This is a genomic window from Kitasatospora sp. NPDC096077 (assembly GCF_040303245.1).
In the GTDB taxonomy this organism is placed as follows: Bacteria; Actinomycetota; Actinomycetes; order Streptomycetales; family Streptomycetaceae; genus Kitasatospora.
This window is the reverse complement of sequence record NZ_JBEOSV010000023.1, coordinates 78,800-94,876: the sequence shown is the minus strand read 5'-3', so window position 1 is coordinate 94,876 and position 16,077 is coordinate 78,800. Positions and strand designations below refer to the sequence as shown.

The window sequence follows — 16,077 nt, the reverse complement described above, 5'->3', positions numbered from 1 at the left end:
CAGCTCTGTTTCTGTTGGGGTTGCTATTATCCGCCCGCTTTTGTGTTGTGGCGGGGGGCGCCCCCCCCAAACCCCCCCGCCCCCCCCCCGGGGGGGGGGGGCCCCCCCCCCACGGGGACTACCCGTCGGTCACTTCACCGTCCCGGGTCGGTCGCCCGCTCGGGTCACTTGGCCTTCTTGGAGAAGTAGTCGAACATGTGCGCCGCGACGTCCTCCAGGTAGGGGCCCGCCTCGTAGGTGTTGGCGTTGTTGCCGACCGAGGTGTCGCTGACCAGGGCCGGCTTGCCGTCCTTGGTGGTGTACCAGCCGCCGCCGCTGCTGCCGCCGGTCATGTTGCAGCCGATCATCAGCATCGCCGGGCGGCTCGGGTCACCGGGCTTGGCGGCCGGCTTGCCGCCGTCGCAGTGCTCCAGCTCGACGCCGTCGAAGGGCTTGGCCTCCGGGAAGCCGTAGTTGGAGACGGCGGCGAGCTGCTCGCGCGGGGCGTTGAACCACAGCGGCACCGAGCCGCCGACGGTCTCCTCCAGCGACTTGCCGTTCGGGTCGGGGTTGGCGACCTTGATGATGCCGAAGTCGTACTGGCTCCACGGGCCGCCGCGCTCCGGGTCGGCCTCGGCCGTCCACTGCGGGGAGACCATGCCGGAGGTCGCGCCCCACTCGCCGTACGGCTCGGCGTCCTCCAGCTTGGACTTCTGCTTGTTGCCGCCGCTCAGCACGCCGTTGCTGTTGAACGCCGGGGCGAAGGTGATGTCGGTGTAGTACGAGTTGCCCTTGCCGCCGTGCAGGCAGTGGCTCGCGGTCCACACCAGGTTGCTCTTGCCCGGGTTGGCCGGGTCGGAGACGACGGTGCCGGAGCACACGTAGTCCTCGTTGCCGTCCTTGAAGAAGATCTTGCCGTTGACGTGCATGTTCTTCGGGAACGGGTGCGCCACGGGCTTCGCCGAGACCGCCGCGGGCGGCTGGTCCGGCCCGGCCGGCGGCTGGGCGCCGGTGGGCTGGGCCGGGGCGGCGCCGGTCGGCTGGGCGGTGGGGGCCTGGCTCGGGGCCGGGGCCGGGGGCTGCGGCAGCGGCTTCGGCTTGGCGTTCAGCAGCTTCTGCAGGGTCCAGTAGCCCTTGACGGCCGGGGTGACCACATTGGCCTTGGCCCACTTGTCCCAGTCGTCGAGCTTCCAGCTCTTCAGCTCCTCGACCGTCGGCAGCTTGATCGGAGCCGCGCCCGGCTTGCCGGAGGTGCTGGCCGCGACCGACGGCGCGGTGGTCTGGGCGCCGGCCGGGTCACTGTTGTCCGGTCCGCAACCGGTGGCGACCACCATGGTCAGCGCGGCGACGGACGCGCCCAGGACGGCACGGCTCGGCCGGGATATCGGTGACATGAGTTCAATTCCCCCTGTTGACTACCGCCATACGGCCCGTTCCTCGGGTACGGCCCCGGGGGCCGCAGGCATGGCAGGTGAGGAGTCTGCCATGCGGATAAGGAACTCCTTACACGTGGCCCGGGCCGGGACGGGGCTGTCACCGGATCGGCACGGGGCCTCCGTCCGGGCCGTTGTGGGGCCCGAAAATCGGTTGCGGGCGTCCGGCGCGGTCCGTAGCGTGGTTGGGGTCATCAGCCAGACAAGGAGAAGGCCGTTGCTCTACTGAGGTCCCGGGACACCGCCCCCGCCACGTAGGCCCTGCTGTTCCAGCAGACGCGTGGTGTGCGAGTGTGCGACCTCAGTCACGGCCCCCGGCGCCTGCGCGCGCCGCCGTCCTGTCGTTCGGCCGTACCTGTTCCGCACCCGCGGTGTCTCCCCGTGTTGCTCATCACCCCATCGGCAACCACCCGGGAGGCCTTGCATGGCACAACCCACCACCTCCGTCCTCTGCACCGAGCTCACGTTCGAGTGGCCGGACGGCAAGCCCGTCCTGGACGGCTTCCACCTCGCCGTCGGCCCCGGCCGCACCGGACTGATCGGCCTCAACGGGGCCGGCAAGTCCACCCTGCTGCGGCTGATCGCCGGCGAACTCACCCCCACCGGCGGCACCGTCCGGGTCGCGGGCGAACTCGGCTACCTGCCCCAGGGCCTCACCCTCGACACCGCCCTGCGGGTCGACGAGGCGCTCGGCATCCGGGCCGCCCGCGAGGCCCTGCACGCCATCGAGTCGGGCGACACCGACCAGCGGCACTTCGACGCCGTCGGCGACGACTGGGACGTCGAGGAGCGCGCCCGCGCGACCCTCGACCGGCTCGGTCTGCGCCGCCTCGGCCTCGACCGCACCACCGGCGAACTCTCCGGCGGCGAGGTGGTGTTGCTGCGGCTGGCCGCGCTGCTGCTGCGCCGCCCCGACGTGCTGCTGCTCGACGAGCCCACCAACAACCTCGACCGGGCCGCCCGCGAGCGGCTCTACGAGACGGTGGCCGGCTGGCAGGGCACCATGGTGATCGTCAGCCACGACCGCGAACTGCTTCAGCACGTCGACCAGATCGCCGACCTGCGGGACGGCGCCGTCACCTGGTACGGCGGCAACTTCGCCGCCTACGAGCGCACTCTCGCCGCCCAGCAGGAGACGGCCGAGCGACTGCTGCGCAACGCCGAGGCCGATGTCCAGCGCCAGAAACGGGACTTGGTCGACGCCCGGACCAGGCTGGACCGCAGCGCCAGCTACGGCAAGAAGCGATCGGTCACCCGCAACGACCCGCACATCTTCGCCGGGATGCTCAAACGCAAGGGGCAGGAGACGGCGGGCCGGCTCACCGGGATGCACACCGAGCGCCTGGAGGGGGCCAAGGCACGGCTCACCGCCGCCGAGGAGGCGGTGCGCGACGACGCCGAGATCCGGGTCGACCTGCCGCGCACCGCGGTGCCGGCCGGGCGCACGGTGCTCTCCCTGCAGAAGGTCCGGCTGCCCTTCGGCCCCACCGTCGACCTCGACCTGCGCGGTCCCGAGCGGATCGCCCTGGTCGGGCGCAACGGCTCCGGCAAGTCCACGCTGCTGCGCACCATCGCGGGCGAACTCTCCCCGCTGGAGGGGCAGATCACCACCCCGGAGGCGGTGCGCCACCTGCCGCAGCGGCTCGACCTGCTGGACGACGGGCTGACGGTGGTGGAGAACGTCAAGCGGTTCGCCCCGGGCACCGGGGACAACGCGGTCCGGGCCCGGCTCGCCCGCTTCCTGTTCCGCGGTGCCCGGGCCGAGCAGCCGGTCGGCACGCTGTCCGGCGGCGAGCGGTTCCGGGCCACACTGGCCGCCCTGCTGCTGGCCGACCCGCCGCCGCAGCTGCTGCTGCTCGACGAGCCGACCAACAACCTGGACCTCGCCAGCGTCCGCCAGCTCACCCAGGCGCTGGCCGGCTATCAGGGCGCGCTGATCGTGGTCAGCCACGACCTGCCGTTCCTGCGCGGACTGGGCCTGACCAGGTGGCTGGAGCTGGACGGCGCACTGAGGGCGGTGGACCCGATGTAGCGGCTCCGCTCGGCTCGGTCCGGCTCGGTCCGGCTCGGTCCGGCTCGGTCCGGCTCGGCTTGGTCCGGCGGGATCGGCCGGACCGGGCCTACCGCCGGTCCGCTCCTCCGCCGTCCTCGGCGAGCACCCGGCGGGCCGTGCTCAGGGCGGAGTCCTTGAGCGCGGCCAGCTCGTCGGGGCTGTACACCGGGGTCCGGAGGTCCGGCGCGATGCCCGGGCCGTCGAAGGTGCTGCCGTCCCGGTTCAGGTACTCCTCGTTCGGCAGGACCAGCGCGAAGTCCGGTGAGATGAGCTTGACCAGGACGTCGGAGAAGACGCCCTGGGTGTTCTCGCCGATCCGGGTCACGTGCGGCGAGCGGCCCATCAGCGCCTGGGCGAAGGTCTCGGCGGCGCTGGCCGAGATCGAGGAGGTGAGCAGGGTGACCGGTCCGGTGAAGTGCTCGCCGTCCGAGGGCCGGACGTGCACCGGTGAGGGCCGGGTGAACTTCGTCGGGTCGGCCGGGTCGTCCCGGGCCACCTTCCGGTAGGCGAGGTACGGGCGGTCGGTGAGCCGGGCGGCGATGTGCACCCCGAGCGCGTCCGAGCCGCCGCCGTTCAGGCGGACGTCGATCACCAGGCCGCTGAGCCGGTCCGGGTCGGCGAGCAGGGTGTCCAGGGCCTTGTCCAACTCGGCGACCTGGCTGCGGTAGTCGCCGTCGGTGTAGCCGTCGAAGCTGCCCACCCGGAGGTAGCCGACGTCGTCGGGGAGCCGGCCCACGCCGAGCTTCCCGCCCGCGAACAGCTGCTCCGGGCCGGTGAGCTGGGCGGCGACGGCCTGCCCGGCCCGGGTGGTCAGCTCCTTGGTGCGTACCGTCGTGCCGGGCCGCCGCCCACCGAACACCGGCACCGGCTGCCCGTCGACCACCCGGGCCAGCCCGGTGTGGGCGTCGCCGAGCGGCCGGAGCAGGTCGACGAAGACCTGCTGCAACTGCTCGGTGGTCGTAGTCGGGGTGATCCGCCGCCGCTGCTCGTCCCGGACGGCGTGCCAGTCGATGCCCTTGGCCGCGAAGAAGGGGTAGTTCTCCTCGAAGGTCTCCCAGAACCGGTCGAAGACCGCGAGCGGGTCGTTCGGCGCCGGGGTGGTGCACAGCGCGGGCAGCGCGGGGAGCCGGTACAGGTCCTTGGTGCCGACCCCGCCCTCCTCGCGGTCGACGAGCCGGTCCCGGCCCTTCGGGGTGAGGGTCACCCCGTTGTGGCCCGTGACGTAGCGGACGGTGCCGTCCGCCCCGGGCGCGCCGTCCTGGGTCGCGGTGATCCAGCCGGGCACACAGCTGTGCGTGGTCACGTCGTAGGTGGTCAGCCGGCCCCCGGCGACGGTGACCACCGTGCCGTAGCCGTCCATCCGCCACACCCCGTCCAGCGCGCCGCCGTGCCGCGCCTCCGCCGAGGCGGCGCCGCCCTCCACCGGGGCCGCCCCCGCGGCCGAGGCAGTCCCCGCCGCGGCGGCCGTTCCCGGCGCCGCTACCGCGACCGTCGTCGCCAGCGCCGCCGTCACCACCGTCGCGGCCGCCGCCCTGCCGATACCCCTGTGCGTCATCTCCGGCCTCCGCCGAGTTCCCGGTCTCCCCCGCGGAACCGCTCCGCCACCGCCGTCGACGCTACGGCCGGGCGCGCCCGCCGGTCGTCATCCACCGCGCCGCGCCCGTGCCCTCCTCCGGGCGCATCCGCCCGGCCGGGCGAACCGCCCCCGGGGGTATCGACAGCAAAGCGTTTTGCGGGCTGCTGGAAAACCGTCGGCCCTCCTCCCAACTCCCGTGCGCTGCAGTACCATCGGCGACATGCCTGCGCTCAACATCGAGTACACGGAGCACGAACTCGCCGCGATCCGCGCGGCCGCCGCCGCGGACGGCAAGAGCGTCAAGGCGTACGTCCACGACCTCAGCGTGCGGGAGCAGCAGCGGCGGGTGTTCGTGGACCACGCGGTGGCGTTCTGGAAGGACCACCAGGCGGAGTTCGACGCCGCGTTCCCGGAGGACGCACCCGCCGCGTGAGGCGCGGCGGCCGCGGGGGAGTGGTCCGGCGGTGGACGGTGCGGCGATGGACGGTGCGGACGTGACGCTGCTGCACGTCGACCTGCGCTGGCTGCTCGACGTGCAGGAACTGGCCTCCCCGGAGGACCTCAGCGTGCGCGACTACTCGGCGCTGCAGGCCGCCGTGGCCCGGCACCGGGTGAACACCGCCCAACTCGGCCACGACGCCGACCCGGCCTGGTGCGCGGCCACCCTGATGCACACCATCGTGCTGCTGCGCCCGCTCCCGGTGCGCAACAACCTGTACGCCTGCATGACGACGGCCGCGTACATGCACGCGGCCGGAGAGGGCATCGACCCGCCGTACGGGGCGCTGGTCGAGCTGGCCCGGGACATCGCCGGGGCCCGGGCGGACGTCTACGCGGCGGCCGACCGGATCCGCTCCTGGCGGATCTGAGGCCGGCCGCCGGTCCTGTGGCTCAGGAGCGGCCGGGCCTCTCCGCGACCTTCGCCGAGACCTTCGCCGCGACCTTCGTGCCCAGCCGGTCCAGTCCGACGACGAGCAGGCCGAGCAGCACGAACTCGACCGTCAGCTGGGCTATCTGGCCCCAGACGTAGCCGTAGCCCCGTTCGGTCGGGTCGAAGAAGAAGTACGGGTAGGGCGTCGGGAAGTCGGCGAACAGCGCATTGCGGGCGAGCACGATCGCCGCGTAGCCGAGCGGGAAGGTCAGCCAGAGCGGGATGTCCTTCCAGGCCGCCGCGTTGCGCGGCTTCAGCACCAGCCAGTCGATCAGCACCATCACCGGCGTGACGTAGTGCAGGAAGAACGACGACCAGTTCGCCAGCCGGTCCGGTCCGCTGACCAGCCCGGGCAGTGGGCTGGCGCCGTGCTGCAGCAGGATGTGCGAGACCAGCCCGGTGATCAGGATGTACAGCGTGGCGGCGCCGCGCAGCCGGGGCGCGGGCGCGTCCACGGTGCCGCGCTTGAGCATCCAGTAGACCGCGCCGATGAAGTAGCCGAGCACGATGACGTTGCTCTGCACGGTGAAGTACACCAGCGAGGCGGTCCCGAGGGACAGGCCGAGGCCCGCCGAGAGCACGATGCCCATGCGCCACCAGAGCGCGGGACGGGTCCGGACGGTCATGCGGCCACCAGTTCGGTTCGGGCGATACGGGAGGTATCGGACGGTTCAGGGGGAAGATCGCACTCTACTTCCTGACGCCGGTTGAGTGGAACCTGTGTGCGAGTCATCCCCGTCGTCTTCACCTGTCGCTGTCGCTGTCGCTGTCGCTGTCGCTGTCGCTGTCGCTGTCGCTGTCGCTGTCGCCGTTGCCGTCACTGCCTCAGCCTGGCAGTACGAACCCCGACTCGTACGCCACGATCACGGCCTGGGTGCGGTCCCGGGCGCCCAGCTTGGCCAGCACGCTGCCGACGTGCGTCTTCACCGTCTCCTGGCTCACCACCAACTGCCGGGCGATCTCGCCGTTGTTCAGCCCGGTGGCCATCAGCCGCAGCACCTGCCCCTCCCGCTCGGTCAGCCGCCCCACCGGGCTGCGGCCCACGGCGGCCGCGCGCCGCGCGTCCGCGCCGTGCCGCAGCGCGAGTTCGCGCACGGCCGCCGGGAACAGCAGCGAGTCCCCGCGCGCGACCAGCCGCACCGCCTGGACCATCTCCTCCGCCCGGGCCCGCTTCAGCAGGAACCCGGCCGCGCCCGCGCGCAGCGCGTCGTACACGTGGTCGTCGTGCTCGAAGGTGGTGACCACCAGGATCCGCGGCGGCTCGGCCATCCCGCCGACCAGCTGCTCGGTGGCCCGGATCCCGTCGATGCCGGGCATCCGGACGTCCATCAGCACCACGTCCGGCCGCAGTTGGCGCACCAGCGGGACGACCTCGGCGCCGTCGGCCGCCTCGCCGACCACGGTGAGGTCCGGTTCGGCGTCGATCACCACCCGCAGGCCCATCCGGACCAGCCGCTCGTCGTCCGCGATCACCACCCGGATGCCCGGGCCGCTCCCGGTGCCCTCGGTGCCCTCGGTGCCCTCGGTGCCCTCGGTGCCCTCGGCGCCCTCGGCGCCCTCGGTCGTCGTGCTCATCCCGCGCTCCCTCCCACCGGCAGCCAGACCGCCAGCCGCCACGTCGTCCCGTCCTCACTCGGCCCCACGGCGCTCCCGCCGCGCAGCGCCGCCGCCCGTTCGCCGATCCCGCGCAGCCCGCGCCCGCCGCTGGGCCGGCTCAGACGGGCCGGGCCCAGCGGATTGGTCAGCTCGATCTCCAGCCGGCCCGCGGCCAGCCCGACCCGCAGTCCGGCCGGGGCGGGCCCGGCGTGCCGCAGCACATTGGTCAGGCCCTCCTGCACGATCCGGTACGCCTCGCGGGAGACCGCGGCGGGCAGCGCACCCAGGCCTGGCGCCAGTTCGACGTCCACCGTCACGCCGGTGCGGGCGAGTTGGCGCAGCAGGTCGTCCAGCCCGGCCAGCGTGGGCCCGGCCGGTCCGCCGCCGCGGTCCTCCTCCTCGCGCAACAGCCCGAGCACGGTGTCCAGTTCGGCGACGGCCCCGCGCGCGGTCTCCTCGATCGCGAGCAGCGCCTCGGCGGCGAAGTCCGGGTCGGTGCGCAGCACCCGGGCGGCGGCTGAGGCCTGGATGCCGACCGCGCTGAGCGCGTGCCCGACCGAGTCGTGCAGTTCACGGGCCAGCCGGTTGCGCTGGGCGAGCACGGTGGCCCGCCGTTCGGCGGCGGCTAGCCGCTCCTCCGGGGTCGGGCCGAGCAGGACGGGTGCCCAACGGGCCAGCAGCGCGCCGCAGCCGGCGTTGGTCCCGACGATCAGCAGCAGCAGTGCCAGGCCCAGGGCCGGGCCGGTGAGCATCCAGCCGGGGAAACGGTTCTCCCAGTACCCGGCGAGGTCCGGGACCTCGGCGAAATCGACCAGCAGCACCACCGCGAACGGCACCCCGGCCAGCGTCATCCCGGCGACCACCCCGCCGGACAGCAGGTGCAGCACGAACCAGAGCGCGGTGCGCCACCGGGCCGCCCAGGACCGGGCCGGCCCGGCGGCCAACTCCTCGGGCCGCTCCACCGCGCACAGCGCCCGGGCGGCCGCGCCCTCCAGCCCCCGGACGGTGGGCACCAGCGCGGTGATCGCGGCCATCGGCAGCGAGGTGAACAACGCCAGGATCTGCAGCACCAGTTGACGCAGGTGCCCCTGGTTCGGATCGAGCGCCCCGAGCCCCACCGTCGACAACAGGTAGTACGGCATCAGCAGTGCACCGCCCAGCACCAGGTGCACCCAGCGCTGCCGGGCCCGTCGCCCGACCAACGCCGCGCCGACCCGCCGAACCCGCCCGCCCCCCGCCGTCACGCGGGTGACTCTACGTCAGCACCCCCGGCCCGCGGCCTCCACCCGGGGAGCGATCCGGCTCCCCCTGCCGGGGGATCCGGGGGCGTCAGGCCATCCGGTGGATCAGCCGGTCCTCGTGGTCCACCCGCCCGTCCGGGTCCGCCACCAGCCCGAGCCGCTCGGCCAGCCGGCGCGAGGGCAGGTTGTCCGCCCTGATCAGCGCCGTCACCGGGATCCCGGGGAACCGCGGCAGCGCCTCCGCCATCGCGGCCCGGCACGCCTCGGCCGCGTACCCCTTGCCCCAGGCCACCGGCCGGAACCGGTAGTACAGGTTGAACACCGGCTCCCCGTCCAACGAGTGCAGGAACAGCCCGGCCACCCCGATGCTCACCCCCGGCTCCTCCCGGGTCGCCACCATGCAGTACCCCACCCCGTCCCGCGGCCAGTCCGCCACGAACCCGGCCAACTGCTCCCGCGCCTCCGCGATGTCCCGCTGCGGCCCGTTCGGGTTGTACCGGTTGGTCTCCGGATCCCCGTGGATCGCGAACACCGCCTCGGCATCCCCCTCCTGCGGCCGGCTCAGCACCAGCCGCTCGGAGACGGCGACGATCGTGCGGTCGGTGGTGGTGGCGGTGGTCATGCTGGTCCCCCGGCTGTCGTGCGTAATGGCCAGCACGCACGATAGGCCATTACGCCGACATCCGTCCGCCGCTTTTTCAGAGGATCGGCTCGCAGCCGATCGCCTTGCCCCCGGCGGTGAGGAACTGCCGTACCAGGTCGTCCTGGTCGGGGAAGAGGAAGGGCTTCCGAAGGGTGTCGGTGTAGCCGCCGTTGACGGTGAAGAAGACGTCCTTGCCGTGGCAGTCGGCGACGAGTGTCCCGCCGGCGACCCAGCGGGCCCGCCCGAACGCCGACGGTTCCTTGCCGTCCTGTCGGGTCAGCGCGGTGGTCCGAGGGTCGGTCGTGATCGCGAAGACCTGGGTCCGGCTGTCGGACTTCGGGTCCCCTCCGATCGTGCAGGACCAGATCGGGCCGGACGCGGTGGTGACCTGCTGCGACATGCTCCACCCGGCCTCGGGGTTCTTCGCAGGCGCGAACCCGGGCAGGCCGCAGAGGTTGGCCCAGTCCGGGGCCGTCCGGGCTCCCCGTGCCGAGAGCTCCTTCAGCGTCTGCGGATTTCCGTCGGAGCAGTGCTTCGCCCTGGCGGCCGCGTCGGCGAACCCCACGGCCAGCCGGGCCCTCGCCTCGTCATGGCCCGGCTCGGTGCTGTGCACCTCGGCCCGCAGGCCCTTCTCGCAGCCCTCGGGGAGCAGGGCCCATGCCTTGTCAGGGGTGACCGAACCGGCCGAGGAGCCGGCGAACAGCCGGGCATCCGACGCGGCCAGCCCACCCGGTCCGTCCTTGGCGTTGCGTTCGAGGGAGAACCACACGGTCTTCTCGGTCGTCGTGAGCAGACCGGTGCGGACCGAGACGGAACAGCCCTGGCCGACGGCGTCCGCCGAACGGTCGCCGCCCTGGTGCTCGTTGATCCGTCCGGATCCCAGCAGGTCGTGCACCTGCTCCGCGGTGGCTGCGCCGTCACACACACTGTCCGGTCCGCCGAGGTCCGTCAGTCTGTACAGCGCGAACCCCGCTGCCCCGACCGGGATGAGGGAGAAGGCCAGCGCCAGTGCCGCGGCCCGCATCCGCAGCCTCCGGGTGGTGAAGCCGCGTGCGGTCAGCGCGGCGGTCAGGCGCCCCTCCGGGCCCGCCGTGCCATCGGGCTCCTCCTCGGCCGCCCGGTCCGTCCTCCGTTCCGTGTCGCCCATGTCTCAGCGTCCGCCCAGTGCGTTGCGGTAGGTCTGGTTGACCCCTGTCCCGTAGCTCTCGGACACGCCGCGCAGGAGCGCCTGCGGCACACCGCCGGTCGCGTCGATCTCCGCCTCGCTCAGACCGGCCTGACCGGCCCTCTCGGTGATCATCTTCTTGAGCTGGTTCTCGCCGGAACCGAACATCTTGGAAAGGTCGGCCTGGGTGTCCTGGTCCGCCTTGCTGTTGAGCCCGTTCGCCCACTCCGACGTGCCGACGTCGACCACTCGCTGGACCAGGTCGCCCACGACCGGGATGGGGGTCAGCGGGGTGCCGATGAGGTGGTAGTTCATCTTCGCCTGCCAGTTGTTCTGGAACACCACGTCGTCATGGTGGTGGGTCATGACATCCGACTGGGTACCGCTCAGCGCACCCAGGACCTGGCCGGCTTCATGGACGAAGCCCTCGATCCTGGGGTTGGGGCGACCGGTGCTGTCCGGTTTGAAGGCGTCGGCCGGATAGCCGTCGAGCCGGCGGGCCACTTCCTGACTCTCGGCGTAGTGGATGGCCCTGAACGCATCCGGGTCCTCGGCCACGCCCCGGATGGTTCGGATGAGTTTGTCCCGGTCGACGGTCAACCCGCTGGTCTCGGAGTGACCGCCGAGTTCCTTGCCGATGATCTCGTAGGTGTCGGCCGAGTAGTCGGCGATCATGTCGCCGAACGGGTGGCGCAACGCGGCCGGAAGGTCGGTTGCGTGGCCGGCCGAGTCACCGCCGAAGTGGTTGATCGTGTCGGACATGATGCGTGCCATCGCCGCGTCGTGCGGGCGGACGGGAGGCTGGTCGCCGTGCGGATCGCGACCGGTGGTGGCGGCCTCCAGCGCGTCACCGAAAGCGCCGCGGGCGGTGTCGCGGGCGAGCGCGTCCGACTGGTTCTGCTCATAGCCCTGATTGGGCCACCGGCGGTCCTTGAGCAGGTAGTCGAGGTTCTGGTTGGCGGCCGGGTCGAAGAACTCCTTCGAAGCCCCGGGGTTGCGGCTCATGACCTGCATGAGGTCCCGCAACGGATCGCCCTGGTGCCCGACGACGTTGTTCCAGTCCGGCCCCCACAGCTGCTCGCCCTTCAGCTTGCTGCCGCGTTCGTAGTCGACCAGGTCCGTGCCGACCCTGGTCAGGAAGGCCTTGTCGAAGCTGCCCTTCGCGTTCATCAGCGCCGTCAGCGCAGGGTAGTTGTCGTTCCACCCCGCCGCCGAGCCGCCCGGGCGGCGGGCGGCCGCGAGGAGGCCGTCCTCCCAGGCCCGGCCCATGCCGCCGTCGCGGGTGGCGGTGGCGAGGGCCACCGACAGGTTGCCGTAGACGTCCTGGTAGCCCTTGGCGTTGTGGTTGCCGTGGGCGAGGTCGCCGTAGGCCTTGCCGTAGCCCAGGAGGGCCTCCGGGCCGGTCTTGCCGCCGTAGTTGAGGCCGTTGAGCAGGGTGGTGGCGAAGTCCTTGTTCTCCGCGTTGGCGGCCAGCAGGGTCTGGAGCTGCTTGAGCTGTTCGTCGGAGAGGCTGCCGCCCTTGGACATCAGGTCGGTGGCCCGCTTGGCGTCGGCGACCGGGCCGCCGCCGCCCGGGGTGGGGTTGAAGGCGGTGGTGCTGGTGCCGATGTCGCTCTGGAGGTCGAGGGTGGCGCGCTGGTCGGCACTGGTGGCCTTCTCGACGGCCTTGGTCAGGCGGGCCGAGATGGCCTTGGCCTTGGCGTCCAGCTCCTTGGCCAGGAGATCGTGGTCGGGATCGTTCCTGGCCTCCTTGGGCAGGGTCCAGCTCACCGTGCCGTCCGCCGACACGGTCAACTCCTGGACCTGGGCGTCGTGGAGCGCCGTGTCCAGGTCGCGGCGGGCGGCGGTGAAGTCCTCGGCGGCGGTCTTCATGATCGCGGCGAGGGCGGTGGCGACGGCGGAGGCCTGCTTGAAGTCGCCGTCGATGCCCTGCATCACCTTCGTCGCCTGGTCGGCGGCGTCGCCCTTCCAACCGGCCCGTTGGGCGGTGGTGGTGAGGTCCTTGGTGACCCGGCCGTCCAGGGCGGTGAGGGCCTTGGCGACCCCCGCCCATGCCTCGGCCGCGTCGGAGACCCCGGAGAAGTCGGCCTCGTGCAGTTCCTTGAAGGACACCATGTGTCTGTTCCCCCTGTGCTGACTAGCGGGTGGCGCGGAGATCCGCGGCGGTGGTGATCTCGTTGCCGTGGTAGTACTCGCGGGTCCGGTCGAGGCTGGTGGCCGCGTTGTCGACCTTGCCGTGCAGGGCCTTGCACTGCTGCAGCCAGCGTTCGGTGCTGCCGGTGAGGGCGCCGCCGAAGGTGAAGCCGCGGATTCCGGTCGACGCGGTGCTCGCGTACTCGGTGAGGCTGTGCGCGCCGGGCCCCGCCTTGGTGTTGGCGCCGTCCAGGTCGGTGGCGATCTGCCGGGCCAGTCCGGCGGAGGCGGCGAGTTCGTACGGGGTGTCCAGCTGGGTGGTGGGTCGCCCCGGGGGCAGCAGCGGGAAGGGTGACACCGGACTGCCGTCGCCGCCCGGCGCCGGAACGGCGTAGGGCGACTTCTTCGGCGTGCTCGGCATCGGGTCCGTCGCAGGGGGGACCGGTCCGGTGGTGAAGTACGGGCTACCCATGTGTCAACAGTCCTCCCCGACTCGGCAAAGGGTTCGTATGCCCTTCGCGGCATGACGACCGTACAGGCCCCCACTGTCAGTGCGCGGACGCACCCTGGGTTCTGGGGTCCGTACTGGGCGTGACCGGTTCGACGGGGGCTTCGTCAAGGCTTCGCGAGGGCCCCAGCGGGGCGTCGCCGGGGCGGAATCGGCGACACGGGGCCGGTGTCAAGGTCTTGTTGCCGACGGGTGGCTTCCCTATCATCGCGACTGTTACAGCTTTACTGTCAAACCCAGAAGGGTTCTGCGGCCAGTGCGTGACAGGCCAGTGCGTGACACGAGCGGTACGGCGGGGGGCTCCGGGCCGTTGGCGGGTGTGCGGGTGGTCGAGCTCGCCGGGATCGGGCCGGGGCCGTTCGCCGCGATGCTGCTGGGTGATCTCGGGGCGGACGTGGTGCGGGTGGACCGCCCGGACCCGTCTCCGCTGGGGACGGACCCGGCGTACGACCTCACCAACCGGAACAAGCGGTCGGTGCTGATCGACCTCAAGTCGCCCGAGGGGCCCGGCCTGGTGCTGGACCTGGTCGAGCGGGCCGACCTGCTGATCGAGGGCTACCGGCCTGGCGTCGCGGAGCGGCTCGGGGTCGGCCCGGAGGCGTGCCTGGCGCGCAATCCGGCGCTGGTGTACGGGCGGATGACCGGCTGGGGGCAGCAGGGGCCGCGGGCCGCGACCGCCGGGCACGACCTCGGGTACGCGGCGGTGGCCGGGGTGCTCGGCCTGGTCGCCTCGCCGGGCGGGCCCGACGCCCCGCCCGGGATCCCGGCGAACCTGCTCGGCGACTACGCGGGCGGCTCGCTCTACCTGGTCGTCGGCCTGCTCGCCGGGCTGCACCACGCCCGGACCACCGGCACCGGCCAGGTGGTCGACGCCGCGATCGTGGACGGCGCGGCGCACCTCGGCAGCATGCTGTGGGGCCTGCTCGCGGCCGGCCACTGGCAGGACCGCCGGGGCGTCAACCTGCTGGACGGCGGTGCGCCCTTCTACGCGATCTACCGGGCCGCCGACGGCGGACATCTCGCGGTGGGCGCCCTGGAGCCCCGGTTCTACGCCGAGTTCGCCCGCCTGCTGGAGCTCGGCCCGGACGCCCCCGGCCAGTACGACCTCGCTCGCTGGCCCGAACTGCGCGCCCTGATCGCGGCCCGCTTCGCGACCCGGACGAGAGACGAGTGGGAGGCGGTCTTCGCCGGTTCGGACGCCTGCGTGGAACCGGTGCTGACGATGCGTCAGGCGTCCGTCGACGCCCACCTGTCGGCGCGCGGCACGTACGTCGAGGCGGACGGGGTGACCCAGCCCGCCCCCGCCCCCCGGTTCTCCGCCACTCCCGGTGCGCTGCGCCGCCCACCGGCCCGGCCCGGCGCGGACACCGCCGAGGTGGCCCGGGACTGGGGGGTCGCGTCCCTCGGCGCCCCGACGCCCCTCGGCGCCGGCTCCAGCGCTGGTTCCGCCTTCGGCTCCGGCGCCGGCTCCGGTTCCGGTTCCGGTGCCGACTCCGAATCAAGCGTCGATCCCATCAACTCCGCAGCCGAACCAGGGGAGTAGCGTTGCAGCGCGAGATCTTCACCGAGCAGCACGAGGACTTCCGGGCCACCGTGAAGGCCTTCCTCGCCAAGGAGGTGCTGCCGCACTACGACCGCTGGGAGAAGGCCGGCATCGTCGACCGCTCCGTGTGGCTGGCGGCCGGTCGGCAGGGCCTCCTCGGCCCCGCCGTGCCCGAGGAGTACGGCGGCGGCGGTGCCCCGGACTTCCGCTACGCCGCCGTACTGGCCGAGGAGTTCGCCCGGGCGGGCGCCTCCGGGCTGGCGATCGGGCTGCACAACGACATCATCGGCCCGTACCTCACCTCGCTCGCCACCGAGGAGCAGAAGCGACGCTGGCTGCCCGGCTTCTGCAGCGGTGAGCTGATCACCGCGATCGCGATGACCGAGCCCGGCACCGGCTCCGACCTGCAGGGCATCCGCACCCAGGCGGTCGACCGGGGCGACCACTTCCTGCTCAACGGTGCCAAGACCTTCATCTCCAACGGCATCCTGGCGGACCTGGTCATCGTGGTCGCCCGGACCACTCCGGAGGGCGGCGCGCACGGGCTGAGCCTACTCGCGGTCGAGCGCGGCACGCCCGGCTTCGAGCGCGGCCGCAACCTGGACAAGATCGGCCAGAAGGCCCAGGACACCGCCGAGTTGTTCTTCGAGGACGTGCGGGTCCCGAAGGAGAACCTGCTCGGCGAGCTCAACGGCGGCTTCGTCCACCTGATGCAGAACCTCGCCCAGGAGCGGCTGACCATCGCCGCCGCGGCGATCGCCGGTGCCGAGTACCTGGTCGAGATCACCACCGACTACGTCAAGCAGCGCGAGGCCTTCGGCCGCCCGCTGGCCAAGCTCCAGCACGTCCGCTTCGAGATCGCCGAGCTGGCCACCGAGTGCGCGATCACCCGGACCTTCGTGGACCGTTGCATCACCGAGCACAACCGCTACGCGCTCACCCCGGCCGACGCCTCGATGGCCAAGTGGTGGGCCACCGAACTGCAGAAGCGCACCGCCGACCGGTGCCTCCAACTCCACGGCGGTTACGGCTACATGAGCGAGTTCCCGGTCGCCCGGGCGTTCACCGACGGCCGCATTCAGACGATCTACGGCGGCACCACCGAGATCATGAAGGAGATCGTCGGCCGCTCCATCCTGGGCTGAGCCCCGGCGCCGAGCTGCCGAGCCGCTGAGCCGCCGAGCCCCGGCGCTGAGCCTCGGCGCCGAGCCGCCCCACTGCGCGTCGCCCCACTGCGAAGGTGCCCCGCCCGCCCGCCCGCCCTCTCCTCGAAAGG

At 72.5% G+C, this 16,077-nt stretch carries 14 protein-coding genes; 5 read left to right on the top strand and 9 right to left on the bottom strand.

Annotated elements, in window-relative coordinates; translation table 11 throughout:
* Positions 1-164: 164 nt before the first annotated feature.
* Entirely contained in the window at positions 165-1,373 is a 1,209-nt protein-coding gene (locus ABTZ03_RS21195) for a trypsin-like serine peptidase (RefSeq protein WP_350514577.1), read from the bottom strand.
* A gap of 463 nt (positions 1,374-1,836) precedes the next feature.
* Between ABTZ03_RS21195 and ABTZ03_RS21190 the strand changes: the two genes are divergently transcribed.
* Positions 1,837-3,444, top strand: coding sequence for an ABC-F family ATP-binding cassette domain-containing protein (locus ABTZ03_RS21190; RefSeq protein WP_350514576.1), 1,608 nt, complete (start codon positions 1,837-1,839; stop codon positions 3,442-3,444).
* Positions 3,445-3,532: 88 nt separating this feature from the next.
* Here ABTZ03_RS21190 and ABTZ03_RS21185 read toward each other — a convergent pair whose 3' ends face one another.
* Positions 3,533-5,020 (bottom strand): S41 family peptidase, encoded by a 1,488-nt coding sequence (locus ABTZ03_RS21185; RefSeq protein ID WP_350514575.1) that lies wholly within the window; start codon positions 5,018-5,020, stop codon positions 3,533-3,535.
* A 241-nt stretch (positions 5,021-5,261) separates the two neighbouring features.
* On the opposite strand from ABTZ03_RS21185, the gene ABTZ03_RS21180 reads away from it, so the two are divergent.
* Together ABTZ03_RS21180 and ABTZ03_RS21175 are read left to right on the top strand one after the other, a co-directional pair.
* Complete coding sequence (locus tag ABTZ03_RS21180) at positions 5,262-5,474, top strand: type II TA system antitoxin, ParD family (RefSeq protein ID WP_350514574.1); 213 nt, start codon at positions 5,262-5,264, stop codon at positions 5,472-5,474.
* A 46-nt stretch (positions 5,475-5,520) separates the two neighbouring features.
* On the top strand, positions 5,521-5,910 hold the full coding sequence (locus ABTZ03_RS21175; RefSeq protein ID WP_350514573.1) for a toxin Doc: 390 nt from the start codon (positions 5,521-5,523) through the stop codon (positions 5,908-5,910).
* Positions 5,911-5,932: 22 nt separating this feature from the next.
* Here the strand turns inward: ABTZ03_RS21175 and ABTZ03_RS21170 are convergent, their stop codons facing one another.
* The 7 genes from ABTZ03_RS21170 to ABTZ03_RS21140 all read right to left on the bottom strand — a co-directional run bounded on the left by ABTZ03_RS21170 (position 5,933) and on the right by ABTZ03_RS21140 (position 13,222).
* Positions 5,933-6,598, bottom strand: coding sequence for a Pr6Pr family membrane protein (locus ABTZ03_RS21170; RefSeq protein WP_350514572.1), 666 nt, complete (start codon positions 6,596-6,598; stop codon positions 5,933-5,935).
* Between the two features lie 199 nt (positions 6,599-6,797).
* Positions 6,798-7,547: a response regulator transcription factor gene (locus ABTZ03_RS21165; RefSeq protein ID WP_350514571.1), complete on the bottom strand. Its 750-nt coding sequence runs from the start codon at positions 7,545-7,547 to the stop codon at positions 6,798-6,800.
* The gene (locus tag ABTZ03_RS21160; RefSeq protein WP_350514570.1) at positions 7,544-8,812 is read right to left on the bottom strand and encodes a sensor histidine kinase; all 1,269 of its coding nucleotides are present in this window, start codon (positions 8,810-8,812) and stop codon (positions 7,544-7,546) included. The genes ABTZ03_RS21165 and ABTZ03_RS21160 overlap by 4 nt, the downstream gene beginning before the upstream one ends.
* 85 nt (positions 8,813-8,897) lie before the next feature.
* Positions 8,898-9,431, bottom strand: coding sequence for a GNAT family N-acetyltransferase (locus tag ABTZ03_RS21155; RefSeq protein ID WP_350514569.1), 534 nt, complete (start codon positions 9,429-9,431; stop codon positions 8,898-8,900).
* A gap of 76 nt (positions 9,432-9,507) precedes the next feature.
* On the bottom strand, positions 9,508-10,599 hold the full coding sequence (locus ABTZ03_RS21150) for a hypothetical protein (protein WP_350514568.1): 1,092 nt from the start codon (positions 10,597-10,599) through the stop codon (positions 9,508-9,510).
* 3 nt (positions 10,600-10,602) lie between these two features.
* Positions 10,603-12,732, bottom strand: coding sequence for a hypothetical protein (locus ABTZ03_RS21145; protein ID WP_350514567.1), 2,130 nt, complete (start codon positions 12,730-12,732; stop codon positions 10,603-10,605).
* A gap of 22 nt (positions 12,733-12,754) precedes the next feature.
* The gene (locus ABTZ03_RS21140; RefSeq protein ID WP_350514566.1) at positions 12,755-13,222 is read right to left on the bottom strand and encodes a hypothetical protein; all 468 of its coding nucleotides are present in this window, start codon (positions 13,220-13,222) and stop codon (positions 12,755-12,757) included.
* A gap of 355 nt (positions 13,223-13,577) precedes the next feature.
* Here ABTZ03_RS21140 and ABTZ03_RS21135 point away from each other — a divergent pair, with 355 nt between their 5' ends.
* The gene (locus ABTZ03_RS21135; RefSeq protein WP_502894534.1) at positions 13,578-14,801 is read left to right on the top strand and encodes a CaiB/BaiF CoA transferase family protein; all 1,224 of its coding nucleotides are present in this window, start codon (positions 13,578-13,580) and stop codon (positions 14,799-14,801) included.
* Between the two features lie 2 nt (positions 14,802-14,803).
* Complete coding sequence (locus ABTZ03_RS21130) at positions 14,804-15,946, top strand: acyl-CoA dehydrogenase family protein (protein ID WP_350514564.1); 1,143 nt, start codon at positions 14,804-14,806, stop codon at positions 15,944-15,946.
* The last annotated feature ends 131 nt before the right edge of the window (positions 15,947-16,077 follow it).

Coding starts and splice junctions, on each gene's coding strand:
- ABTZ03_RS21195 (WP_350514577.1), bottom strand. CDS start 1,373: ATGTCACCGATATCCCGGCCGAGCCGTGCCGTCCTGGGCGCGTCCGTC.
- ABTZ03_RS21190 (WP_350514576.1), top strand. CDS start 1,837: ATGGCACAACCCACCACCTCCGTCCTCTGCACCGAGCTCACGTTCGAG.
- ABTZ03_RS21185 (WP_350514575.1), bottom strand. CDS start 5,020: ATGACGCACAGGGGTATCGGCAGGGCGGCGGCCGCGACGGTGGTGACG.
- ABTZ03_RS21180 (WP_350514574.1), top strand. CDS start 5,262: ATGCCTGCGCTCAACATCGAGTACACGGAGCACGAACTCGCCGCGATC.
- ABTZ03_RS21175 (WP_350514573.1), top strand. CDS start 5,521: ATGGACGGTGCGGACGTGACGCTGCTGCACGTCGACCTGCGCTGGCTG.
- ABTZ03_RS21170 (WP_350514572.1), bottom strand. CDS start 6,598: ATGACCGTCCGGACCCGTCCCGCGCTCTGGTGGCGCATGGGCATCGTG.
- ABTZ03_RS21165 (WP_350514571.1), bottom strand. CDS start 7,547: ATGAGCACGACGACCGAGGGCGCCGAGGGCGCCGAGGGCACCGAGGGC.
- ABTZ03_RS21155 (WP_350514569.1), bottom strand. CDS start 9,431: ATGACCACCGCCACCACCACCGACCGCACGATCGTCGCCGTCTCCGAG.
- ABTZ03_RS21150 (WP_350514568.1), bottom strand. CDS start 10,599: ATGGGCGACACGGAACGGAGGACGGACCGGGCGGCCGAGGAGGAGCCC.
- ABTZ03_RS21145 (WP_350514567.1), bottom strand. CDS start 12,732: ATGGTGTCCTTCAAGGAACTGCACGAGGCCGACTTCTCCGGGGTCTCC.
- ABTZ03_RS21140 (WP_350514566.1), bottom strand. CDS start 13,222: ATGGGTAGCCCGTACTTCACCACCGGACCGGTCCCCCCTGCGACGGAC.